The organism is Reyranella sp., assembly GCF_965249915.1.
Taxonomy (GTDB): domain Bacteria; phylum Pseudomonadota; class Alphaproteobacteria; order Reyranellales; family Reyranellaceae; genus Reyranella.
The window spans coordinates 55,001-76,683 of the sequence record NZ_OZ252257.1; the positions used below are offsets into that span (position 1 = coordinate 55,001).

A 21,683-nucleotide genomic window follows, 5' to 3' on the forward strand; every position below is an offset into this window, starting at 1 on the left:
ACCCGAAACCGGGTGATCTAGTCATGGGCAGGTTGAAGGTGCGGTAACACGCACTGGAGGACCGAACCGGTTACCGTTGCAAAGGTATCGGATGACCTGTGATTAGGGGTGAAAGGCCAACCAAACTCGGAAATAGCTGGTTCTCCGCGAAAACTATTTAGGTAGTGCGTCGTGTGATTACCGCCGGGGGTAGAGCACTGGATGGGCTAGGGGGATCCAAAGTCTTACCAAACCTAACCAAACTCCGAATACCGGCGAGTACAGCGCGGCAGACAGACGGCGGGTGCTAAGGTCCGTCGTCGAGAGGGAAACAGCCCAGACCGCCAGCTAAGGTCCCTAAGTCATGGCTAAGTGGGAAAGGATGTGGGAATTCCATAACAACCAGGAGGTTGGCTTAGAAGCAGCCATCCTTTAAAGAAAGCGTAATAGCTCACTGGTCTAATTAAGAAATCCTGCGCCGAAGATGTACCGGGGCTCAAGCCATGCACCGAAGCTGCGGACTCGAAAGAGTGGTAGCGGAGCGTTCCGTAAGCCTGCGAAGGGAGACCCGTGAGGGCTCCTGGAGGTATCGGAAGTGAGAATGCTGACATAAGTAGCGATAAAAAGCGTGAGAGACGCTTTCGCCGTAAGTCCAAGGGTTCCTGCGCAAGGTCAATCCGCGCAGGGTTAGCCGGCCCCTAAGTCGAGGGCGACAGCCGTAGACGATGGGAACCACGTCAATATTCGTGGGCCTGCTGGTGGTGACGGATCCGAAAAGTGGCCCGAGCTCGTTGGCGAATGCTCGGGCGGCCCAAGGGTTCCAGGAAATAGCCCCAGCGTATAGACCGTACCCTAAACCGACACAGGTGGACTGGTAGAGTATACCAAGGCGCTTGAGGGAACCATGTTGAAGGAACTAGGCAATTTACCCCCGTAACTTCGGGATAAGGGGGCCTCTGACGGTCTCGTCAGAGGGGCACAGACTAGGGGGTGGCGACTGTTTACCAAAAACACAGGGCTCTGCTAAGCCGTGAGGCGAAGTATAGGGTCTGACGCCTGCCCGGTGCCGGAAGGTTAAGAGGAGAGGTGCAAGCCTTGAATTGAAGCCCCGGTAAACGGCGGCCGTAACTATAACGGTCCTAAGGTAGCGAAATTCCTTGTCGGGTAAGTTCCGACCTGCACGAATGGCGTAACGACTTCCCCGCTGTCTCCAACATGGGCTCGGCGAAATTGAATTCCCCGTGAAGATGCGGGGTACCCGCAGTTAGACGGAAAGACCCCGTGCACCTTTACTACAACTTTGCAGTGGCATTAGAGAATGGATGTGTAGGATAGGCGGGAGCCTTTGAAACCTGGGCGCTAGCTCGGGTGGAGGCAACCTTGAAATACCGCCCTTTTGTTCTTTGATGTCTAACCGCGGTCTGTCATCCAGATCCGGGACCCTGCATGGTGGGTAGTTTGACTGGGGCGGTCGCCTCCCAAAGAGTAACGGAGGCGCGCGATGGTGGGCTCAGGCCGGTCGGAAATCGGCTGCTGAGTGCAATGGCACAAGCCCGCCTGACTGCGAGACTGACAAGTCGAGCAGGGACGAAAGTCGGCCATAGTGATCCGGTGGTTCCGCGTGAGTGGGCCATCGCTCAACGGATAAAAGGTACGCCGGGGATAACAGGCTGATACCACCCAAGCGTCCACAGCGACGGTGGTGTTTGGCACCTCGATGTCGACTCATCACATCCTGGGGCTGGAGCAGGTCCCAAGGGTTCGGCTGTTCGCCGATTAAAGTGGTACGTGAGTTGGGTTCAAAACGTCGTGAGACAGTTTGGTCCCTATCTGCTGTGGGTGTTCGAGACTTGAGAGGAGCCGTCCTTAGTACGAGAGGACCGGGATGGACTTACCTCTGGTGTACCGGTTATGGCGCCAGCCGTAGCGCCGGGTAGCTATGTAGTGAAGGGATAAACGCTGAAAGCATCTAAGCGTGAAACCCGCCTCAAAACTAGGTCTCGCTGAGAGTCGTGGTAGACCACCACGTTGATAGGCCGCATGTGCAAGTGCAGTGATGCATTCAGCTTAGCGGTACTAATAGCTCGATCGGCTTGACTTCATTCGTTCCGTGCAGCGGTCGACATCCGCTGCATGGCCTTGTGCACGACTTTAGACCTCAATCCTTTGCGTTCGGACGATCCGGTGGCTCTAGCGAGAGGTGTACACCCGATCCCATTCCGAACTCGGACGTGAAAACTCTCAGCGCCAATGGTACTGTGTCTCAAGGCACGGGAGAGTAGGTCGCTGCCGGATCTTCCGAACGCTAAGGACATACATTCCGATCAAACGAATATGGCGCGTGATCGTAAACGAGAGCCAACTTCAAAACGCCGTCCTCGAAAGAGGGCGGCGTTTTGCGTTGCGCCGACGCATGCCTGCGAGAAGACGTGCCGAGAGCTGGGCGATCGTGAGGGCCAGCACCGCCGATAGCGCGAGCACCAACGGGAAGAGCAGCGGCAGGGCGCCATGGAGGCGGCCGGTGAGATGAAGCGGAGCGAGAAGGATCGTTCCCGCGATGCAGGCCAGGCCGGCCGCGACCAGAAGCCGGCCCACGGCCCGCCAACCCCTTCTCGCCAACGACCGGTCGAAGCGCCCGGCGAGAAAAGCGGGCGCGAAGCCCACGACATAGGCTGGCGCCAGGGTGGCCAGGACCAGCGGCACGCCAAGCGGCCGGGCCCCGAACACGACGAGGAGAAAGATCGCGGCGAGCGCTGGCGTAACCAGCGCGAGAAAGAGCGCGTGGAAAGGCATGACCTCGCCCGCGTGCTGCCGCCCCTCCATGTCTCGCCGCGCTTTTTCGCTTATGGCGCGGGCACCGTGACGCCGTCGTAGACGAGGATCGCCTCGGCACCGGACACGGCCGCTGTCTCCGAGAGAGGCAAGCCGCTCTTGTCGGCGATCAGGACGGTGATCTTCTCCCCGGGGGCATTTCCCGCCATCGGCGGGGGCGCGAACTCGTAGGCGGTGGCCGCCACGCCCGCCAGCGACCGCGCACCGATCTTGCGGCAATCGGTGACCGTTTCCGGCGATGGTGAGGCGCGCTTCAGCACCGCGCGGGTCTTGTCGTCGATCGGGGTCTTGGACCATGTGTCCTTGGCTCCGACACGGCCGTAGAGCGCCGTGCCGGTTATGATAAATTCGACGGGCTCCGCCATGCCCGGGGTCTTGACCGTCTTCCTCACGGCAGGGGCCTTGGCCATCGCCGCATAGGCGTCGTAGATCGGCTGGCAATCGGAGGCCGCGTGCGCGCCGGGCGTGAGCATTGTCAGGAGGCCGGCAATCAAGGGCAGGCAGTTGAGAGATCTGGTCATCTGTTCAAGATCCGTTCTGCAGGGGGTGAGGGGTCATTTTCCGATGCCCATGCCGGGCATGCCGATTCCGAGGCAGAAGGTGTTCTGCGCCTTGGCGCGATAGACACAGGACTCACCGCCGCCGACATCGGCGCGATAGCCGCCCACGAAGACACCTTCGCCGCCGGGATTGCGGGCCACGACCGTGCCGCCCTCCGACTTGTCGCTCTTGGAGATGGTGGCGACGGCGTTGCCGGCCTGGTTGTAGGCGACGGCCGCCCGCTCCTTGCCGACAAGGGCCGCGGCGCCGCTGCCATCCGCCGCGAAGGACTGGACCAGCCCCGCGCCATCCGGCTCGCTCGTCAGGATGGCGGCTGCCTTGTCGCCGGCGCTGACGCTCACCAGCCCGGCGCCGCCCTTGGCGGGATTGGAACCGGCCGCAACGACCTGCTGGCCGGCGTCCGAAAAGAGGCGGAGCGCCACGCCCTTTCCGGGCATGGCGCCGAGAGAGGCGGCGTTCTTGCCCGCCTTCTGGACCAGCAGCCCGAGATTGTCGGGCTTCGATGACAAAGCGAGGCCGCCGTCCGGGCCGCCCTGCAGGTTGAACGTGGCGGCGTTCGAAGGATCGGCATTGATGATCGCCAGCGACTTGCCGCCGGCCACCCGGATGAACCCGTTGTTGCCCTGGGACGCGTTCAGCTCGACGGCCGCTTCCGCCCCGTCGTTGAGCTGGAGCTTGGAGCCGCTGCCGCCGTCGGTCAGCATCAGCATCTTCTTCGACGCGGCCGAGAGCTGGATCAGGGCATTGTCCGCGCCGGTCGCCTTCATGACGATGGTGGCCTGTCCGTCGGTGCCCACGGTGACGCGACCGTCTTCGGCCACGGCGAACAGCGCCACACCCGCCGCGTTCACGACCTTGAACGGCGCCTTGAAGCTCCCCTGTTGCTCCTCGAGCCTGGCCACGCGCGCCTCGAGCGCCGCCAGCCGCTTGTCGTCGGTCGCGGGACCGGGCGTGCCGCCGGGCTGCCGGTTCTGCAACTCCTCCACGGCCTTCTTCAGGCTCGCGACCTGGTCTTCCAGCTGCTTGATCCTGTCCTGCGAGCTACTCGCCACGAGCTGCGAATTCTTCGTCCAGCGTTGTATCTGCCCGGTAATGGCGATGAGTTCCATCAACTGCGGAGCGAACTGGGCGACGGGCTCGAGGAGGTCGGGGTCCGCATTCTTCAACACCATCACCGGTTGCGAGCCAACATAGACTTCCGGGATGGCCTCCGCCTCCGGATCGGGTTCGGCAAGAGCAGGAACCGAAAGACAGAGCAGACCCAGAAGCATCAGGATGCGCATGGCGATCTCGCTGGTTGAAGGGCGGGGGACGCTCATTTGAGAGCAATTTCCTGCGTGGCGCTTTCGCCCGGTTTCAACTCGACGACGGCCGTGCCGGCACGGCCCGTCTCGTCGGCTGCGGCGATCCGGTATCGGCCCGCCGGAAGAATGGCCGCGAAGTCACGCCGCGTTCCGGCCTCCACGATCGGCTTTCCGGCAAAGGCTCCCTCCGGCGTACCGGGGAAAAAGGAGATCACGACATTGAGCGGGGGCGGGGCATCGGCCGCCGGCGCCGCCGAGACCGACAGTCGGCCGGCCGCGAGGTCGATGCGCTCGGCCGCCTTGGCCCCCGGCGCAACCGTGAGGCGTCGTGTTGTGCTGGCCCCGCCGGAAACCAACGTCACCTCCCATTCGCCCGGTGTCACGACGAGGGCTGGGGACGCTTCCGCTTTGTTCTCCAGGGCTGGCCCGGCATTCACGTCGCCGATGAGTTTCACGGGCCGCACCGTCCACGTAGCATCGCGCCAGTCGGTGAAGGGCGGGGCCTCGGGGCCGAGCGCTCCGGTCAGCACGAGCTCGGCCGACGGCAGTTCCAGCCGCACGATCATGGTTTTGCCGGACTGGACCACTGCGTCCTGGGTAAGTGTCGCGCCCGCGATGACGAGGTGCGCCTTGTAGGAACCCGCCGCCACGAGGAAGGTCGGTCGTGCGATGGCCTCGGCCCGCAGCGGCGGCTGTCCGGCCTTCGCGGAGTCCAGCGACCAGGAAAGGCCGGCTCCGCTGTCGAGGGAGCGATCGGCTCCCGCCACGGCGGCCTCGAGCGTCACCTTGCCGAGATCGAGATCGAGCGTCGCCCGTACCGACTTGCCGGCGGCGACGGCAATCTCCGTTCGGGCCGTGAAACCGCCAAGGGAGACCGCGACGTCGTAGCGGCCCGGCGCCAGCATCGCGGCGGGTGCCAGCACGGGATCGAGCTCGGCCGGAGCCTGCCCATCCTTCGGCGCCAGCGTCCAGATCGGGTCGCCTTTGAGATCGGTATCCTTGAGATCAAGGCCCTGGGCGGCGATGACCGCGAGGCTGGCCAGGCCGGCGGCGAGCGCGATGTCGTGCCGTTCGTCCGCCGTGCCCGCCACGGTCACATCTGATTCGGTGCGGGCATTGGCGATCGTGACGCGCGCCTTGTAGACGCCGGGAACCAGGTCCGGCGTCACCTCGGTTCCCTTGCCCTCGTAAACCGTCGCGCCACTTGCGGTCGCGACGGAGAAGAGAACAGGTCCGGGGACGGAAGTGCCGCCGACCATGGCCCGCAGCGTCACCGGCTTGGGTGTCGGCGGAGGCGGCACGACGGGCTTTTCCACGGTCTGCGCCGGCGGCGCGGGAGCGACCGGTGGAGGCTGGCTTGGCGGCGGCGTCTCCACCAGAGTCTTCAGGGCCTGTTCCAGGCGCGTCGCATCGCGGGTTTCGATGGCGCGGCCGCCGCCCTTGTCGGCGATGCAGGCGAGCCTCTTCATCTCGCCGTCGGCCATGCCGAAGCCGACCACATGGAAGACCACCTTGGCGTTCGCCCGCTTCAGCGCATCGACCACGGCGCAGGGATCTTCGCGGCAATTCTCCAGCCCGTCGCTGACCAGCATGACGACGCCGCCATCGGCGGACAGCAGGCCGGCCGCGTGACGCAGGGCTGCGGAAAGGGGTGTCATTCCCGTGGGACGTAAGGCCGACAGGGATTTGCGGATGGCGGGCACGTCGACCGGTGCGATCTTCCGCAGGGTCTCGATGTCGGTGCAGTCGTCCTTGCGGCGATGCCCGTAGGCGACGAGTCCCGCCGGGCGCTTGGCGGAGAAGAGGGTCAGCGTGTCCAGCACCACGCGTCGTGCCGCGTCGAGGCGCGATTCGCGGCCGAGCGGTGTTGCCATGCTGCCCGAAGCGTCGAGCACCAGCACGACCGGGCGTTCGTCGCGGATGAAGGTCCTGTCGTCGGCTCTGACGGCGCCGACCGCGCCCGCGAGGAGGACGGCAGCCAGGCCGGCGCGCAGCAGGCTGCGGTACAGGCGACGGACCATCGCCTCTCCCTTGGCACTGCGATTCTGTGGCATGAGCCTTTGCCCCGTTGCCGGCCCGGTGTGTGCAGCCTCGACGCGTCAGACGTCGACCGCTCGACTCCCGTTATCATCCGCAGGACGGGGCGGCGTTCGGATTTCGTCAGATTCGCTTCCGGAATCCGTCAGTCGGGACTTCGTGAAGGGATGGCTGCGCGGAACGCGCCGGGCTGCTGGTCGTATCGATCATGAAAGGCCTGGTAGAAGGCCGACAGGCTGTGGAAGCCGCACTCGAAGGCGACGGTGACGATCTTGCGATGGGACCGGCCGGGATCGGCCAGCATGGCGGCGGCCTTCTCGACGCGCGCCTCGCGGATCGAGCGCGCCACTGTCGTCTGCTTCCTCGCGAAGAGTTGCCGCACCGAGGAGGGCGAGAGGCCGAGGTGACGAGACACGTCGCGGTCGCCGAGGGCCGGATTGGCGAGATGGCGCGCAATGTAGGCCATCGCCCTCGCGTACCGGGCGTCGTCGAGCGCGCGGCCATCCTGCGCCTTTTCCCGGCCACGCCCATTCACGCCGAGCGCCAGCGCCGCGAGATCGCAGAGCTGGTCGCCGATCAGTCCGGCAAGCCGCGGGTCGGGCACGCCGCCCAGCGCGAGGAAATTGTGGGCGTAGGCCGCGAACAGCACGAGCGACGCGTTTCCGGCCGGCAGCACGCGCAGCGTGAGCAGGTCGGGATCGGCAACCAGAGCCCCCAGCTTGGCGCGTGGCAACGCCACCGCCATGACTTCGCCGTTGCTGTTGGCGCGTGCATGCAGCGGCGTGTCGGTCGTATGCAGGATCGCCGCGCCCGCCGGGGCGGAGCACTCGGCGTCGCGCTGGCGATAGCACAGCGTTTGTCCGGAGAGGGCAAAGGACAGGATCACCAGGTCGAGCCCGTGCTGGTTCGACGACATGTCGAACCGGGCGGAGCCTCCCTGGAACCGCGTCGCGCATGCTTCCAGCAGCGAGATATTGGCAAACCGGCCGGGCGCGGTGCGGGGGCGCTCGTCATGGACGACATACCGATGGCCGATCAGCCTGCCATAGGCTTCATAGAGATCCCGGACGCTGGGCACGCTCTCGTCCGTGGACATCAGGACCGGTCCGCGAAGGGGTAAGGCCATGCTCGGGTCTCTGCTCCTGGAATCCGGCGGAGTGTCGCGCGAAAACTCGCGTTGAGACAAGCCAGCTCATGGGAGGCCTGGCGCGGGTACCCGAGCGCCGGGCCTCGATCTTCACTCTTGCATCTGCGATTGATACCGGCTCGCGGCCGCCCGGGGGCACGGCCTGGTTGCGGCGATCCCAAGTTGCCGACGTCGGGCATCACTTGACGAGCATCAAGGCGGTCGCGCACCAGGCATCGCAGAAGAGTCGTGCGCAACGTGTCGTTAGCGTCGCATGAACAATGCGGCCGGAAGTGGTATATTGCAGTGCGTTTGGCACGTCTCTCCAGGCGCAGGTGTAAGGGGGATGGGGCTGTCGATGGTGAATGATCTCGTCGTGGACTTGTCGCGGGCGCAATTTGCCGCGACCGCCCTCTATCACTTCCTGTTCGTGCCGCTGACGCTCGGCCTCACCGTGATGCTGGCGGTGATGGAGACCATCTATGTCACCACGGGCCGCGAGATCTACAAGCAGATGGCCCAGTTCTGGACCCGCCTGCTGCTGATCAACTTCGCGCTGGGCGTCGCCACCGGTCTCACCATGGAGTTCCAGTTCGGCACCAACTGGTCCTTCTATTCGAGCTTCGTCGGCGACACGTTCGGCGCGCCGCTGGCGATCGAGGGCCTGATGGCCTTCTTCCTGGAATCCACCTTCATCGGCCTGATGGTGTTCGGCTGGGACAGAATGTCCAAGGCCCAGCATCTCATCGTGACCTATGCCGTGGCGCTGGGCTCGAATTTTTCGGCGCTGTGGATTCTGGTGGCCAACAGCTTCATGCAGCATCCGCAGGGCGCCGAGTTCAACCCCATCACCATGCGCATGGAGCTGCAGAATTTCGGGGCGCTGTTCTTCAACTCCGATGCCCAGTCGAAGTTCGTCCACACGGTTCTGGCAGGCTACGTGACGGCGGCGATCTTCGTGTGCGGCATCAGCGCCTGGTACATGCTGAAGGGCCGCCATCTCGATCTCGCGCGCCGCTCGTTCCGTGTCGCCGCGGTCTTCGGCATGCTGGGCGGCGGCGGGGTCATCACGCTGGGCGATGCGCTGGGCTATGTCGGCGCCAAGGTCCAGCCGACCAAGCTCGCCGCCATGGAGGCGTTGTGGACGGCCGAGAAGGCGCCGATGGCGTTCAACGCCATCGCCTTTCCGAACCAGGCCGAGCAGAAGAACTATTTCACGATCCAGATTCCCGCGATGCTGTCGATCCTGGTCACGCATTCTCTCGACGGCGTCGTGCCGGCGATCGACCAGCTCGAGGTCCAGGCGCAGGAGCGCATCCGCAACGGCATCCCGGCCGTCCAGGCGATGGAGAAACTGAGCGCCAATCCGCGTGACGAGGCCGCGCTCGCCCAGTTCAAGGCGCACGGCAAGGATGTTGGCTACGGCTTCCTGGTGCTGCGCTACGCGCCCCAGGGCGACCTCTCGAAGATCACCGATGCCGACATCGTGCGTGCCGCGCGCGACACCATTCCGGATGTGTCGATCGTGTTCTGGTCCTTCCGCATCATGGTGGCGTTCGGCCTGCTGATGCTGGCCTACCTCGTGCTGGCGACGCTGATGACGCTCTCCAATCAGGTCGAGCGCCAGCGTTGGTTCCAGTGGGCTGCCCTGCTGATGGTACCGGTGCCGTTCCTCGCCTGCGAGTTCGGCTGGCTGGTCGCCGAGGTCGGTCGCCAGCCCTGGACGGTGAACGAGATGCTGCCGACCTGGCTCTCGGCCTCGACCCACAGCGTCGCCTACATGGTGTTTTCGCTGTCGGGCTTCATCCTGCTCTACACCGCCTTCGCGATCGTGGAGATCTATCTGATGCTGCTGTTCATCCGGAAGGGACCGGAAGCGCACGGCACCGGTCATGCTCCGGCCCCCGGCCTGTCGCCGGCCGGCCGCAGGCTCGCAGCGTCGTAAGGGAGACGCGTCATGGAAACCTACATGATTCTCCTGGTCGTCTGGTGGGTCCTGCTCGGCGTACTGCTGACGGGCATCGGTGCCATGGTCGGCATGGACATGGGCGTCGGCACCCTCCTGCGCTATGTCGGGCGGAGCGATGCGGAGCGGCGCGTGGCGCTGAACGTCATCGGGCCGCACTGGGACGGCAACCAGGTGTGGTTCATCCTGGGCGGCGGCGCGATCTTCGCGGCCTGGCCACTGGTCTATGCGACCGCCTTCTCCGGTTTCTACATCGTCATGCTGCTGCTGCTCTGGAGCATGATCCTGCGGCCGCTGGGCTTCGAGTATCGCAGCAAGCTGCCGTCGCCGGCCTGGCGCGCCGTCTGGGACACCGCCCTGTTCCTGAGCGGCCTGTTGCCGATGGTGGTGTTCGGCGCGGCGATCGGCAATGTCCTGCAGGGCGTGCCGTTCCATTTCGACTGGCGCCTGACGTCCTTCTACACCGGCAGCTTCCTGTGGCTGTTCAATCCCTTTGCCGTGCTGTGCGGGCTGATGTCGGTCGCGCTCGCGGTCTACATGGGCGGGTCGTGCCTCGCCAGCGGCGCCGAGGATCCGATCGGCGCGCGCGCCCGGCGGGCCGCGATCGTGGGCGGCCTGGCCGCGCTCGTGATCTTCACCGTCGCGGGCTTCTGGGTCTCCACGATGGAGGGCTTCAAGCTGGTGGCGGGCCCCGCTCCCGGCGTGCCTCAGACGCCGCTGCACCAGCAGGTGACGCGGGTGCCCGGTGGGCTGCTCGCCAACTATGCCGCGCACCCTGCGCTGTGGCTGCTGCCGGCCCTGGTCTATGCCGGGCTGTTGCTGGGCGCTCTGGCGCACACGATCCGGCGGCCGATCCTCGCCTGGTGGCTGGGCGCTCTCGCCTGGATCGGCGTGATCGGCACCGTCGGCGCCGCGATGTTCCCCTTCATCATGCCGTCGTCGAGCAATCCCGCGCACAGCCTCACGGTCTGGAACTCCGGTTCGAGCCGTGTGACGCTGACCTGGATGGTGGGCTTCGTCGTGATCTTCATGCCGCTCATCATCTGGTACACGAGCTGGGCCTTCTGGGTGATGCGCGGGAAGGTGGGCGTGAAGCACGTCGAGACCTCGGACCACGCGTACTAGGGGAGGCCGGACATGTTCGTGCGCTACATCATCGCCATGACGCTTGCCGCACTGGCCATCCTGTTCGCCATCATCCTCGGCGACTACGGCCCCTGGTATCTGTCGTGGTTTCTCGGCACCGGCTTCATGGTGCTGGTCGCCGTCTCGGCCGGCGTGCTGTTCGAGGCGCAGGAGGATGCGGCCAAGGCGGCCCGCCGTCCCGGCGAACCGCTGGACGTCTCCAGCGCCGTCGACGCGCCCGCGCCTGCGCAACGGCCCTCGCGCTGACCTGACGATCGCCTTCTCATGACCGGGACCTCGGCGGACGCGCCCGGTCGTCGGCGCGCCGGTGTCGAGCGCTGGCTGCGCGCCGAGATCGCGCAAGCCGCGAAAAGCGGCGTGCGGCGCGCGATCGTGCTGGGCGCCCTCGCCGCAGCCCTCGCCGTGCCGCAGGCCTGGTTGCTGGCCCATGCCATCGCTCCCGTCGTCATGGAGAAAGCCCCCCTCTCGTCGGCGCTTCCGTGGCTGCTCCCGGTACTTGCGGTGCTGGGGCTGCGCTTCGGGCTCGCCACCGCCTCGGGGCGGGCGGCGCTCGCGGCGGCCGGCCGGCTGAAGTTGCGCATCCGCTCGGCGCTGCTGCGCCATCTGGCGTCGCTTGGACCTGCGACGAACGCAGGCCGCAGCACGGGCGAGGCCGCGACCGTCGTGCTCGAAGGCGTCGACGCGCTGGACGCCTATGTCTCGCGTTTCCTCGCCCATCTCGGCGTGCTCGTCGTCCTGCCGCCGCTCGTGCTGGCGGTCGTGCTGCCGCGCGACTGGATCTCGGGCCTTGTGCTGCTGGTGACGGCGCCGGTGATTCCGGTTTTCATGATTCTGCTGGGGCTCGGTGCCGAGCAGCTGAACCGCCGGCAGTGGCTGCGCCTGCTGCGTCTGTCCGGCCGGCTGCTCGACGGTCTGCAACGCCTGACGACCTTGCGCCTGCTGAACGCCGGGGACCGCGAAGCCGAGCGCCTCGCGGAAGCGGCCGAAGACTATCGCCGCAGCACCATGGCCGTCCTGCGCGTCGCCTTCCTGTCGGCGCTCGCGCTCGAATTCTTCGCGACCGTCGGCATCGCCCTGGTTGCCGTGCTGATCGGTTTTCGACTGCTCGACGGTGCGCTGGGCTTCGAGGCCGCGTTCTTCGTGCTGCTGCTCGCGCCCGAATTCTATGCCCCGCTGCGCCAGCTCGGCCTCGACTATCACGCGCGCATGGAGGCCCTGGCGGCGGCCGAGCGCATCCTCGACCTGCAAGCCGGGACGCCGATGCCGGCCGGCGAGGCGCGGCCGGCTCTCGATGCGGACGTGACGATCGAATGCGAAGGCGTGCGCTTCGACTGGGAAGCAGACAGGCCCGCCCTCCGGGACTTCTCGCTGCGCCTCGTGCCGGGCGAGATCGTGGCCCTGGTCGGGCCGAGCGGCGCGGGCAAGAGCACGTTGCTCTCGCTGCTGATGGGCCTTCTGCGCCCGCAATCGGGGCGGGTGCTCGTCAACGGCCACGACCTCGCCACCCTCGATCCCGCTCACTGGCTCGAGCATGTCGCTGTCGTGCCGCAGCGGCCGCACATGTTCGAGGGCAGCGTGCTCGACAACATCCGGCTGGGAGACCCCGACGCGAGTCCCGAGCGCGTACGCGTCGCGGCGCGGCTGGCTGCCGCCGACGCCTTCATCGCGGCCCTGCCGCAAGCCTATGACACGCCGCTCGGCGAACATGGCGAGACGCTGTCGGGCGGCCAGGTTCAGCGCCTGGCGCTGGCGCGGGCCTTTCTCAAGGACAAGGCACGCGTGCTGCTTCTCGACGAGGGCACGGCCGGGCTCGACCGCGGCACGGAAGCCTCGGTGGCCGATGCCATCCGTCGGCTCGCGGCGGGCCGTACCACGCTGATCGTCACCCATCGGCTCGCCACCGTGCATCTCGCCGACCGCGTCGTGTTCCTCGAGGAGGGCCGCATCGTGGAGCAGGGGCCGCGCGCCGCACTCCAGGCAGACGACGGTCGCTTCGCCCGCCTTCTGCGCGACGCAGGGCTCGCGCCATGAGCGGCCTGGCCCTTGTGCGCCGCCTGCTTGCGCTCGCCCGGCCGTGGCGCGGCTGGATGTTGCTCGCGGTCTTGGTCGCCTGCGCCACGGTCCTGGCGAGCGTGGCGCTGATGGGTGTCGCCGGCTGGTTCATCGCTGCCATGGCAATCGCCGGCGTCACGACTGGCATGATGAATTACTTCCTGCCGGCGGCGGGCATCCGCTTCTTTGCCATCGTGCGGACCGGCGGGCGTTATGGCGAGCGGCTGCTGAGCCACGAGGCCACCTTCCGCCTCTTGGCGGGGCTGCGTCTCTGGCTGTTCCGCCGACTCATTCTTCTGTCGCCGGGGCAGCTCCAGTCGCGGCGTGGTGGCGATCTGGCGGGCGGCCTGCAGGCCGACGTCGAGACGTTGCAGCACGCCTATCTGCGACTGGCCTCGCCGATTGCCGTGGCGCTGGTGTGCAGCGTCTTGATCGTGCTGGTCGTGGCTGCCCTGCATCCGCCGACGGCGCTGGCGCTCGCCGTGCTGCTGATCGTTGCCGGCGGCATCGTGCCCGCGCTGGCGCGCCGCGCCGCCACGGTGCCCGGCGCGAAAGCGGTCGCCGCGCGCGCCGAGTTGCGCGTGAGGACGGTCGACCTTTTACAGGGCCTGACGGATCTGCGGGTTGCGGGCGCCGTCGAGCGTCACCTCACCACCCTCGACGCTATTGGCGAGCGCCTCGTCGACAGTCAGTCGCGCGCTTCGAACGCTGGAATGGTCGCCGAGGCGGCGGTCGGTCTTTCGGCCGGCCTGGCCTTGTGGTCGGCCTCGGTACTGGCGTCGGCGAGCGTCGCCGCGGGCGGTCTTCTGCCCGAGGTTGCGCCCGCCCTCGTTCCGGCGCTCGCGCTCGCGGCCCTCGCGGCCTTCGAAGCGGTGGCGCCGTTGCCGGGCGCCATGGAGCGCTGGGGTGAGGTGAGGGCGGCGGCCCGCCGCCTTTTCGATCTCGCCGATCGCACGCCTTCCATCGTTGCCGGGCTCGACCCGTCGCCCGTACCGCGCGACGCGCGTGTCGTCTTCTCGTCGGTGCGCCTGCGCTATGCGCCCGATTCGCCGCCCGCGCTGGACGGGCTCGATCTCGAGATTCCCGATGGCCGGCATCTCGCCATCCTGGGACCGAGCGGTGCGGGCAAGAGCTCGCTCGGCCGGTTGCTGGTGCGTTTCTGGGACTACGAAGGCGAAATCCGGCTGGGCGGGCACGATCTGCGGAGCTATCGGCCGGACGACCTGCGCCGCCTGGTTGGCATCGCCACCCAGGATGCGCAGCTCTTCAATGGCTCGGTGCGCGAGAATCTTCTCATGGCGGCTCCCGAGGCAGACGTGAACGCGCTGGAGCATGCGCTCGAGGTCGTGCAGCTCGCCGAATTCGTGCGCGGCCTGCCGGACGGCATCGACACCTGGATCGGAGAGGCGGGCGCCCGCCTGTCCGCCGGCCAGGCGCGCCGCCTCGTGCTGGCGCGTGCGCTCCTGCGCGATCCTCGGATTCTGATCCTCGACGAGCCGACCGAGAATCTCGACGCCGGAACCGCCCGTCAGCTCATCGCCTCCCTGCGCGCCGCAACGGAGGGCCGCACCGTCATCCTGATCACCCACGATCCGCGGGCGGCGGCGCAATTCACCGACGAGATCGTTCACATGGAGAACGGGCGCGTCTCTAACGGCAGATCAGGGGGATCATCGAGCGGGTGAAGGCCCGCAATTCGGAGGCGGGAACACCGAGCCGGGCCCGGATCCCGGTGGCATACAGGATCGCGCCCGCCATGCTGGCGCGCTCGGCCGGAGAGGGGGCCGGCTTCAGGTCGCTGTTGACGAACGCGCGTTCGAACGCCTTTTCGAAGTCGGCGAGAATCTTGTTGGCGGCGGCGCCGATCTCGGGATGGCTGGGCGATTCGACGGTGGCGGTGCCGACGATGATGCAGCCCGGCGGCTTCGGCGGCTTCGTATAGATGTCGATCGCACCCTTGTAGAGGCGTCCGAGACGTTGCTCGATCGGATCGGGCCCCGAGAGCACCGCGTCCATCGCCTCGACGCTCTTCTGCCCGATGTGACGCAGCATGCCGATGTAGAGCTGCTCCTTGTCGCCGAAGGCCGCGTAGAGGCTCGGCCGGTTGAGACCGGCGGCGGCACAGAGCTCGTCGAGCGAAGCGGCGGCGAATCCCTTGGCGAGGAACACATCGCGCACGCGCTCCAATACCTCGCTGGTAATAAATCCGCGTGGACGGCCGCGCGGACGCGGCTCCTTTTCTATTTTTGTACTATTCCGCATAATTATCCTTGACGTCCGGCACCCGGTGTATTTTTGTACCATCCAGTACACAAATACGAAAGCCGCTCCACCATGAGCCATTTACGCCCCGACCTGTTTCCGGTCGATCCCCTCGCGGAAGCCCCGGCCGTCCAGTCCATGCGGGCGGCACGCCTGCCCTTGCACGGCCGGTTGCTCGCCGTTCTCCGGTTGTGGCGCGACCGCACGCGAGCGCGCCACGCCCTCGCCGAGGTCGATGGCCGCAGCCTGCGCGACGCCGGCATTGCCCCTGCCCAGGCCGCTTTCGAAGCCAGACAGCCGTTCTGGCGCCGGCCCGGATCGCTTCGCTGATCGTTCAACCAAAGGAGATTGAAATGGAATTGTTCGCTTCGCCGATGGCCTGCTCGCTCGCTTCGCATATTGCCGTGATCGAGGCCGGCCTGCCGGTCAAAGTCCGCTTCGTCGAGAACAAGAAGACCGACGATGGCGGCGACTTCTTCGCCGTGTCGCCGTACGGCTACGTGCCGGCCCTGAAGCTCGATGACGGGCGGATCCTGAACGAGGGCGCCTCGGTGCTGCAGTATCTGGCCGACCGCAAGCCGGATGCCGGTCTTGCCCCGGCCTGGGGCAGCGAAGAGCGCTACCAGCTGATCGACACACTGCATTATCTCGGCACCGAAGTGCACAAGCGCGTCTTCTACAACATCTTCTCGACCACGGTGCCCGCCGAGGCAAAGAAGGCCGCGATGGCCGAACTCGATCCGACGCTGGCGGCGATCGCAAGGCGCCTGGGCGACCGGGAGACCCTGGTCGGGAACAGCTTCACCGTGGCGGACGCCTATCTCGTGACCTTGCTCAACTGGGCGGTCTTCCTGAAGGCCGACCTGGCCAAGTGGCCGGCCCTGCGGGCCTATCATCGCAAACACCTGCAGCGCCCGTCCGTCGTCCGCGCCATGGGAGTCGAGATGGAAGAGCGCAAGCGGCGGGCGGCCTGATCGAGGAGGAGGCGGGCGGCCCCGGCCGCCCGTTTCACCCGTCGCGATTAGACTTGCGACTGGTAATTAATTGCGATCATGCTAGATGTTCGCCCTCGGAGGACATCGACCCATGCGTATCGTCATCGCCGCCCTTTTGTGGCTCTCGCTTACCACCGCCGCCTCGGCCCACGCGCTCTGGCTCGAGCCGGACGAGGGCGGCTACCAGCTCTATTTCGGCGAGTTCGGCGAGAACCTGCGCGAGGGCTCGCCGGGCCTGCTCGATCGTTTCGAGCCGATGCCGGCCGCGAAGGCGTTCGGTGCTGCCGGAGACGTTGCCCTGAAGGTCGAGAAGAAGCCGACCGCGTTCCAGTTCACCGGTGCGCCCGAGGGCGCAAGCAGCGTCGTGGCGGAGCAGGCGCGGGTCACCGAGCGCAAGCAGAACGACAAGGTCACGCGCACGCTGGGCCGGCTCTCGGCGCGCTACGTCGCCGACCTGAGCGAGCGCAAGCCGCTGATCCCGCTCGACATCGTGCCGACCGGCAAGCCGGGCAGCTTCAAGGTGTTCTACGACGGCAAGCCGCTGCCCAAGGCCAAGGCCGAGGTCGTGACCGAGTTCGGCTGGACGAAGGAGTTCAAGACCGACGAGGCCGGGGGCTTCGCGGTGGAGCTCCCGTGGAAGGGGACTTACGCCGTCGAAGTGTCGGTAGTCGACAATACGCCGGGCACTCACGGTGACGCGCCCTATGACGGGATGCGCCTCGTCACGACGCTCACCTTCAAGGTGCCGGACGGACTCGCGGCGCCGGCGCGTCCGCCGGTCGTGACGCCGAAGCGCTGATCAGACCGCTTTCTTGTTGAGAACGCCGAAGCGATCCTTCGGCGCCTTCTCGCGGGCGGCCGCGCCGTAGGTTCCCATCTCGATGCGATGCGGGATGGTGAGCATGTAGTTCTTGAAGGCGTTCTCCATCGCCTGTCGCCAGCCCTGCGCGTCCTGGGTCTCGTTGACCGAGGCCTTGGCGAGCTTCAGCGCATAGGGATCGCGCTCGGCGATCCGCTGGGCCAGCGCCATCGTCTCCGCCTCGAGCCTTTCACGAGGCACGACGCGGTTTACCAGGCCGGCCTTCTCGGCGTCGGCGGCGCTGATGAAATCGCCGGTGAAGAGATATTCCTTGGTCTTGCGCGGGCCGAAGTCCCACGGCATCGAGAAATACTGCACGTGGCTGCCGCCCCACTTCACGGCGCGGTCGGCGAACTGCGCGTCCTCGCTGGCGATGATGATGTCGCAGGCCGAGGCGATCATCATGCCGCCCATGATGCAGTAGCCCTGGACCTGCGCGATGGTGGGCTTTGGCAGGTCGCGCCAGCGCATCGTGTTCTCGAAGAAGCGCTCCCACAGGCGGCGATACTCTCCCTTGAAGCCGGGCTCCAGCGGCGTCTTCTTCTGGTCCTCCATCTCCTGTGGACTGCCGAGATCGTGCCCGGCCGAGAAATGCTTGCCGGCACCGGCCAGGATGATGACCCGTACGTCGTTGTCGTCGACCGCCGCCTGGAAGGCATGGTCGAGTTCCTCGAGCAGGACCCGGCTCTGCGCGTTCAGGACCTCGGGCCGGTTGGTCGTGATCCTGAGCACCGGTCCGGTGCGTTCGGTGAGAAGCGTCGAATAGGTCATGCGGCTGCCTGTACGGGATGACGGAGTTCGGGCGCGAGACCGGCGCCCATCAGGTCGATGAAGTTGTCGCAATAGAAGCGCTGCTTCTGCGCCTCCGTGATGCCGGCTTTCTCCATCGACGCCTCGAAGCGCTTGAGGGGATGGCGGCCGCCCTCGACATGCGGATAGTCGGAGGAGAACAGGCAGACCTCGTCGCCGGTGTTGGCGATGATCCAGCCCGTATCCTCGTGCGGATAGGGCGTGACCCGCACCTGGCGCTGCACGAACTCGCTGGGCTTCAGCGACATCTTCTGCAGCCGCTCCTCATTGCGATAGAAGGCGTTGTGCGCGCTGTCCATGTTGCGCATCCAGCCCGGCACCCACGACGCACCCTGTTCGATGACGCCGAATTTCAACGCCGGGAAACGGTCGAGCACGCGGTCGACGACCAGGGCCGTCAGCGCCTTCATCGGCGGATAGGCGATCGCCATGTAATCGATCGACTTGAAATTATCGTCGCCGCCATGGAAGTCGGGCACCGGCGGCAGGCCGTTGTTGAAGTAAGCCTCTTCCAGCAGCGTGCCGCCGCCGCCGACATGGAAAACGATCGGCAGGCCGGCTTCCTGGGCGACCGCCCACAGCGGATCGAAGCCTATATGGCTGGGCGAATGACCGTCGGGACAGCGCGACGGGATCATCAGCGCCTTGGCGCCGAGTTCGATGGCTTCGCGCGCGGCGCGTGCGGTGCGCTCGAAATCGACCAGCGGCACGTAGCCGGTCGGCAGCAGCCTGTGGTCGACCGAGCAGAATTCGACCATGTGGCGCGTATGGGCGCGGGCCACGGCATAGGTCAGTTCGACGTCGCGTCCGCCTTCCAGCACCGACGAGTAGTTGAGCAGGGCCGTGGTGAACATGAGCTGGCTGGCGAAGCCCAGCAGATCGATCGAGCGCGGGCGGTCCTGGCGGTTCGAGGAACCCAGCGCCTCCCAGTTCTTGCGCAGCATGATCTGGGCCTCGTCGAACTCCTGCGCCGGCTCACCCCCGTCGGTGTCTGCCTTGAGGCGCGTGCTGTGAAAGCCTTCGTGACGGGGAAACAACAGCTGGTCGGTGACCGCGGTGCGATGCCGGGCCTCGAGATGTTCCTCGAGGAAGCCGGGCACTTCCATGATGTGCGCATCGGCGTCGTGAATGACGCGGCCGCTGGCGTAGGGCATCGTCTCCTCCAATTTCCTTTGTCGTTTTGCGAGAGCTTACCATGAGCCAGGACATTTCCCATGCCGTGCAGACCCTCCTCGATGCGCGCCGCACGGGCCGCCAGGCGACGCCGCCTTTCGCCTTAAAGGATCGCGCCGCGGTCTATGCGGTCCAGGACGGCGTCGCCGCAGCGACCGGCCCGGTGGCGGGCTGGAAGGTCGGCGCCCGCACGCCGACGGCGGAGCCCAATCCCGCGCCGCTGCTGGCCGGCGCGCTGGTGCCGTCGCCGGCGCGCTTCGACGGCAAGGCGATGCATATGATCGGTGTCGAGGTCGAGATTTCCTTCCACATCGTGCGCGACATTGCTGCCCGCGGAGCACCTGTCGAACGGGAGGAGGCGCTGGCGGCCGTGGGCGACGCCTTCGTCGGCATGGAGATCGTCGACACGCGCCTCGCCGACTTCCAAAGCGCCGATCCGGACTGGCTGCTGGCCGACAACCAGATGAACCACGCGCTGGTGGTGGGCGAGCCGATCGGCAACTGGACGTCGCTCGACTGGCCGAAGCTGCAGGTGAAGCTGGTGGTCGACGGCCAGACGATCGTCGATCAGAAGGGCGGCCTCGGTGCCATCGATCCCGTGCGTCCGCTCGCCTGGATGATCGACCACGCGGTCCGCCATCGCGGTGGCCTTCGGGCAGGGCAGGCGATCACCACCGGCTCCTGGACCGGTCTTCTCTACTTCCCGCCGGGCTCGCACGCGCGCGGGGAGTTCGTCGGCCTCGGTGCCGTCGAAGCGAGTTTTTGAGCCTTGTCATCCTGAGCGCAGCGAAGGATCTCTCGCTCGCCAGGAAGTGCGCTGATCGATCCGCAAGGTCCTTCGCTCGCGCTCAGGTCGACACGTCATGATGCTTCGGCCGCAGCCGTAACAACGGCGCGCCTGCCGGCGGCAGTGTCCGCCGCATGACAAGTCTCGCTTCTCCCGCGCCTTTCTTTGGCCGCCGCGTCGTCGCGGCCGCTTTCGTGCTCGCCATGTTCGGCTGGGGCCTCGGCTTCTATGGCCCACCCGTCTATCTCCAGTCGGTGCGCGAGATGCGGGACTGGTCGGTGGTACTGGTCTCCTCCGCCGTCACCCTGCATTTTCTGGTGGGCGCCGTGGTGGTCGCCAACCTGCCGTCGCTCTATCGCCGCTTCGGCCTGCCAGCGGTCACCAAGGCGGGCGCTGCCCTTCTGGCGCTGGGCGTCGTCGGGTGGGCGGTGGCGCAGGAACCGTGGCAGCTCCTGCTCGCGACCTTCCTCAGCGGGGCCGGCTGGGTGGCGATGGGCGCTGCTGCCGTCAACGCCATCGTGGCCCCATGGTACGTGGTGCGGCGACCGGCGGCCCTGTCGATGGCCTATAACGGCGCCAGCATCGGCGGTGTCGTCTTTTCTCCGTTGTGGGTTGCGGCCATCGCCGCCCTCGGCTTTCCCGTTGCCGCGGCGGTCATCGGCGCGATCATGATCGTCACCGTCTGGTTCCTCGCCGAGCGCGTGTTTGCCCATACGCCGCAGTCGCTGGGACAGGTCCAGGATGGCGAGATCCTGACGCCCGTGGCCGGCACGACCGCAGCGGTGGAGCGCACCCTGCCGGGCGCTCTGCTGTGGCGTGACCGGCGCTTCCTCACCCTGGCCGCGGCAATGGCACTCGGCCTGTTCGCGCAGATCGGCCTGATCGCCCATCTCTTCTCGCTGCTCGTGCCGGTGTTCGGCGGACCGGCGGCGGGCATCCTCATGGGATTGGCGACGGCGGCGGCCATCGCGGGAAGAACGCTGGTCGGGTGGCTGATGCCGCACGGCAGCGACCGGCGGCTGGTCGCCTGCCTGAGCCATGTCGTGCAGATCGCCGGATCGCTGGCGTTGCTCTGCGCGGCCGGAACGGATGGGGTCTTGCTCGTAGCGGGCGTGCTGCTGTTCGGCGCGGGGATCGGCAACACGACGTCACTGCCGCCGCTGATCGCGCAGGTCGAATTCGGCAAGGCCGACGTTCAGCGCGTCGTGCCGTTGATCGTGGCGGTCGGGCAGGGAACCTATGCGTTCGCGCCGGCCGCGTTCGGCTGGCTGCGGTCGCTGTCACCAGCGGAAGGGATGCTGGTGTTCGTCGCGGCCGCCTTGATCCAGGCGGCCGCGATCGCACTCTTCCTGATCGGAAGAAAGTCCTAGTAGTACCAGCCGGGATACGGGTAGCCGCCCCAGGGGCCCCAATCCCAGTCGTTCATCGCATTCTCGTCGGCCGTCATCTGCTGCTCGTCCGCCAGGTTCTTCTGGAAGACGTTGTTGCGATACGTGCCGTAGGCCGCCGCGTTGCCGACATAGATGCACACGCAGACCGTCGGGTCCGGATAGACGTAGAACACCTGGCCGTTCTTGATCTCACGCGAGAACTTGTGCGGCGGCAGGGTCTTGAACGCCGCCTGACGCTGCGGCGTGTTCGCGGGCACGAACTTGAAGCCCGCCGCCACCATCATGTCTTCCTTGTTCGCGATCACCTGCTGCGGGTTCTGGCAGGCGGCGACGGCAACGCCCATTCCAAGAACCAAAGAGAGAGTGGCAATCAGCTTCATTCACGTCCTCCGTATCATCGCTC

General features: G+C 66.5%; 19 protein-coding genes and 2 rRNA genes (1 of these 21 cut by a window edge). 12 read left to right on the plus strand and 9 right to left on the minus strand.

All coding sequences use genetic code 11. The annotated features are described in order from the left end of the window. Both ACP15H_RS00260 and rrf read left to right on the plus strand, forming a co-directional pair. Positions 1 to 2,080, plus strand: a 23S ribosomal RNA gene (locus ACP15H_RS00260) (it extends 650 nt beyond the left edge of the window). 79 nt (positions 2,081 to 2,159) lie between these two features. Next, a 5S ribosomal RNA gene (gene rrf / locus ACP15H_RS00265) occupies positions 2,160 to 2,274 on the plus strand. Between the two features lie 69 nt (positions 2,275 to 2,343). Here rrf and ACP15H_RS00270 read toward each other — a convergent pair. The 5 genes from ACP15H_RS00270 to ACP15H_RS00290 all read right to left on the minus strand — a co-directional run bounded on the left by ACP15H_RS00270 (position 2,344) and on the right by ACP15H_RS00290 (position 7,839). After that, the gene (locus tag ACP15H_RS00270) at positions 2,344 to 2,772 is read right to left on the minus strand and encodes a hypothetical protein (RefSeq protein WP_425064229.1); all 429 of its coding nucleotides are present in this window, start codon (positions 2,770 to 2,772) and stop codon (positions 2,344 to 2,346) included. 50 nt (positions 2,773 to 2,822) lie between these two features. Beyond that, entirely contained in the window at positions 2,823 to 3,332 is a 510-nt protein-coding gene (locus tag ACP15H_RS00275) for a hypothetical protein (RefSeq protein ID WP_425064230.1), read from the minus strand. Positions 3,333 to 3,365: 33 nt separating this feature from the next. Further along, on the minus strand, positions 3,366 to 4,691 hold the full coding sequence (locus tag ACP15H_RS00280; protein ID WP_425064231.1) for a hypothetical protein: 1,326 nt from the start codon (positions 4,689 to 4,691) through the stop codon (positions 3,366 to 3,368). Continuing rightward, positions 4,688 to 6,697: a vWA domain-containing protein gene (locus ACP15H_RS00285; protein WP_425064232.1), complete on the minus strand. Its 2,010-nt coding sequence runs from the start codon at positions 6,695 to 6,697 to the stop codon at positions 4,688 to 4,690. Before ACP15H_RS00285 ends, ACP15H_RS00280 begins: the two co-directional genes overlap by 4 nt. Positions 6,698 to 6,858: 161 nt before the next feature. After that, positions 6,859 to 7,839, minus strand: a complete 981-nt coding sequence (locus ACP15H_RS00290; RefSeq protein WP_425064233.1) for a helix-turn-helix transcriptional regulator — start codon at positions 7,837 to 7,839, stop codon at positions 6,859 to 6,861. A 358-nt stretch (positions 7,840 to 8,197) separates the two neighbouring features. On the opposite strand from ACP15H_RS00290, the gene ACP15H_RS00295 reads away from it, so the two are divergent. The 5 genes from ACP15H_RS00295 to cydC are packed head-to-tail and all read left to right on the plus strand — an operon-like array spanning position 8,198 to position 14,688. Then, positions 8,198 to 9,784: a cytochrome ubiquinol oxidase subunit I gene (locus ACP15H_RS00295; protein ID WP_425064234.1), complete on the plus strand. Its 1,587-nt coding sequence runs from the start codon at positions 8,198 to 8,200 to the stop codon at positions 9,782 to 9,784. A gap of 12 nt (positions 9,785 to 9,796) precedes the next feature. Continuing rightward, positions 9,797 to 10,930: a cytochrome d ubiquinol oxidase subunit II gene (gene cydB / locus ACP15H_RS00300; RefSeq protein WP_425064235.1), complete on the plus strand. Its 1,134-nt coding sequence runs from the start codon at positions 9,797 to 9,799 to the stop codon at positions 10,928 to 10,930. Positions 10,931 to 10,942: 12 nt separating this feature from the next. Next, a complete protein-coding gene (locus tag ACP15H_RS00305; protein WP_425064236.1) occupies positions 10,943 to 11,197 on the plus strand; it encodes a hypothetical protein in 255 nt (84 codons plus the stop codon). 18 nt (positions 11,198 to 11,215) lie between these two features. Beyond that, positions 11,216 to 12,982: a thiol reductant ABC exporter subunit CydD gene (cydD, locus tag ACP15H_RS00310; RefSeq protein WP_425064237.1), complete on the plus strand. Its 1,767-nt coding sequence runs from the start codon at positions 11,216 to 11,218 to the stop codon at positions 12,980 to 12,982. After that, positions 12,979 to 14,688 carry a thiol reductant ABC exporter subunit CydC gene (gene cydC / locus ACP15H_RS00315; protein ID WP_425064238.1) on the plus strand — a complete coding sequence of 570 codons (1,710 nt, stop codon included), beginning with the start codon at positions 12,979 to 12,981 and terminating at the stop codon, positions 14,686 to 14,688. The genes cydD and cydC overlap by 4 nt, the downstream gene beginning before the upstream one ends. Here cydC and ACP15H_RS00320 read toward each other — a convergent pair. Then, a complete protein-coding gene (locus ACP15H_RS00320) occupies positions 14,654 to 15,181 on the minus strand; it encodes a TetR/AcrR family transcriptional regulator (RefSeq protein ID WP_425064239.1) in 528 nt (175 codons plus the stop codon). The two genes, cydC and ACP15H_RS00320, sit on opposite strands and share 35 nt — an antisense overlap. A 156-nt stretch (positions 15,182 to 15,337) precedes the next feature. On the opposite strand from ACP15H_RS00320, the gene ACP15H_RS00325 reads away from it, so the two are divergent. The 3 genes from ACP15H_RS00325 to ACP15H_RS00335 all read left to right on the plus strand — a co-directional run bounded on the left by ACP15H_RS00325 (position 15,338) and on the right by ACP15H_RS00335 (position 17,059). Continuing rightward, a complete protein-coding gene (locus ACP15H_RS00325; RefSeq protein WP_425064240.1) occupies positions 15,338 to 15,595 on the plus strand; it encodes a DUF1127 domain-containing protein in 258 nt (85 codons plus the stop codon). A 23-nt stretch (positions 15,596 to 15,618) separates the two neighbouring features. Beyond that, a complete protein-coding gene (locus tag ACP15H_RS00330; protein WP_425064241.1) occupies positions 15,619 to 16,239 on the plus strand; it encodes a glutathione binding-like protein in 621 nt (206 codons plus the stop codon). A gap of 112 nt (positions 16,240 to 16,351) precedes the next feature. Beyond that, positions 16,352 to 17,059, plus strand: a complete 708-nt coding sequence (locus ACP15H_RS00335; protein WP_425064242.1) for a DUF4198 domain-containing protein — start codon at positions 16,352 to 16,354, stop codon at positions 17,057 to 17,059. Here the strand turns inward: ACP15H_RS00335 and ACP15H_RS00340 are convergent, their stop codons facing one another. Next, a complete protein-coding gene (locus ACP15H_RS00340) occupies positions 17,060 to 17,890 on the minus strand; it encodes an enoyl-CoA hydratase (RefSeq protein WP_425064243.1) in 831 nt (276 codons plus the stop codon). After that, positions 17,887 to 19,083, minus strand: a complete 1,197-nt coding sequence (locus ACP15H_RS00345; protein WP_425064244.1) for an amidohydrolase family protein — start codon at positions 19,081 to 19,083, stop codon at positions 17,887 to 17,889. The genes ACP15H_RS00340 and ACP15H_RS00345 overlap by 4 nt, the downstream gene beginning before the upstream one ends. Positions 19,084 to 19,124: 41 nt before the next feature. Between ACP15H_RS00345 and ACP15H_RS00350 the strand changes: the two genes are divergently transcribed. Together ACP15H_RS00350 and ACP15H_RS00355 are read left to right on the plus strand one after the other, a co-directional pair. Further along, complete coding sequence (locus ACP15H_RS00350) at positions 19,125 to 19,868, plus strand: 2-keto-4-pentenoate hydratase (protein ID WP_425064245.1); 744 nt, start codon at positions 19,125 to 19,127, stop codon at positions 19,866 to 19,868. A 155-nt stretch (positions 19,869 to 20,023) separates the two neighbouring features. Beyond that, positions 20,024 to 21,259, plus strand: a complete 1,236-nt coding sequence (locus ACP15H_RS00355; RefSeq protein ID WP_425064246.1) for an MFS transporter — start codon at positions 20,024 to 20,026, stop codon at positions 21,257 to 21,259. Here ACP15H_RS00355 and ACP15H_RS00360 read toward each other — a convergent pair. After that, positions 21,256 to 21,660 (minus strand): hypothetical protein, encoded by a 405-nt coding sequence (locus ACP15H_RS00360; protein WP_425064247.1) that lies wholly within the window; start codon positions 21,658 to 21,660, stop codon positions 21,256 to 21,258. The two genes, ACP15H_RS00355 and ACP15H_RS00360, sit on opposite strands and share 4 nt — an antisense overlap. Positions 21,661 to 21,683 lie beyond the last annotated feature (23 nt).

What these genes read in the sequence shown, in the direction of transcription:
- ACP15H_RS00335 (WP_425064242.1), top strand. Translation starts at nt 16,352, where the DNA reads ATGCGTATCGTCATCGCCGCCCTTTTGTGGCTCTCGCTTACCACCGCC.
- cydD (WP_425064237.1), top strand. Translation starts at nt 11,216, where the DNA reads ATGACCGGGACCTCGGCGGACGCGCCCGGTCGTCGGCGCGCCGGTGTC.
- ACP15H_RS00325 (WP_425064240.1), top strand. Translation starts at nt 15,338, where the DNA reads ATGAGCCATTTACGCCCCGACCTGTTTCCGGTCGATCCCCTCGCGGAA.
- ACP15H_RS00355 (WP_425064246.1), top strand. Translation starts at nt 20,024, where the DNA reads ATGACAAGTCTCGCTTCTCCCGCGCCTTTCTTTGGCCGCCGCGTCGTC.
- ACP15H_RS00295 (WP_425064234.1), top strand. Translation starts at nt 8,198, where the DNA reads ATGGTGAATGATCTCGTCGTGGACTTGTCGCGGGCGCAATTTGCCGCG.
- ACP15H_RS00345 (WP_425064244.1), bottom strand. Translation starts at nt 19,083, where the DNA reads ATGCCCTACGCCAGCGGCCGCGTCATTCACGACGCCGATGCGCACATC.
- ACP15H_RS00305 (WP_425064236.1), top strand. Translation starts at nt 10,943, where the DNA reads ATGTTCGTGCGCTACATCATCGCCATGACGCTTGCCGCACTGGCCATC.
- cydB (WP_425064235.1), top strand. Translation starts at nt 9,797, where the DNA reads ATGGAAACCTACATGATTCTCCTGGTCGTCTGGTGGGTCCTGCTCGGC.
- ACP15H_RS00340 (WP_425064243.1), bottom strand. Translation starts at nt 17,890, where the DNA reads ATGACCTATTCGACGCTTCTCACCGAACGCACCGGACCGGTGCTCAGG.
- ACP15H_RS00290 (WP_425064233.1), bottom strand. Translation starts at nt 7,839, where the DNA reads ATGGCCTTACCCCTTCGCGGACCGGTCCTGATGTCCACGGACGAGAGC.
- ACP15H_RS00285 (WP_425064232.1), bottom strand. Translation starts at nt 6,697, where the DNA reads ATGGTCCGTCGCCTGTACCGCAGCCTGCTGCGCGCCGGCCTGGCTGCC.
- ACP15H_RS00350 (WP_425064245.1), top strand. Translation starts at nt 19,125, where the DNA reads ATGAGCCAGGACATTTCCCATGCCGTGCAGACCCTCCTCGATGCGCGC.
- ACP15H_RS00270 (WP_425064229.1), bottom strand. Translation starts at nt 2,772, where the DNA reads ATGCCTTTCCACGCGCTCTTTCTCGCGCTGGTTACGCCAGCGCTCGCC.
- cydC (WP_425064238.1), top strand. Translation starts at nt 12,979, where the DNA reads ATGAGCGGCCTGGCCCTTGTGCGCCGCCTGCTTGCGCTCGCCCGGCCG.
- ACP15H_RS00280 (WP_425064231.1), bottom strand. Translation starts at nt 4,691, where the DNA reads ATGAGCGTCCCCCGCCCTTCAACCAGCGAGATCGCCATGCGCATCCTG.
- ACP15H_RS00360 (WP_425064247.1), bottom strand. Translation starts at nt 21,660, where the DNA reads ATGAAGCTGATTGCCACTCTCTCTTTGGTTCTTGGAATGGGCGTTGCC.
- ACP15H_RS00275 (WP_425064230.1), bottom strand. Translation starts at nt 3,332, where the DNA reads ATGACCAGATCTCTCAACTGCCTGCCCTTGATTGCCGGCCTCCTGACA.
- ACP15H_RS00330 (WP_425064241.1), top strand. Translation starts at nt 15,619, where the DNA reads ATGGAATTGTTCGCTTCGCCGATGGCCTGCTCGCTCGCTTCGCATATT.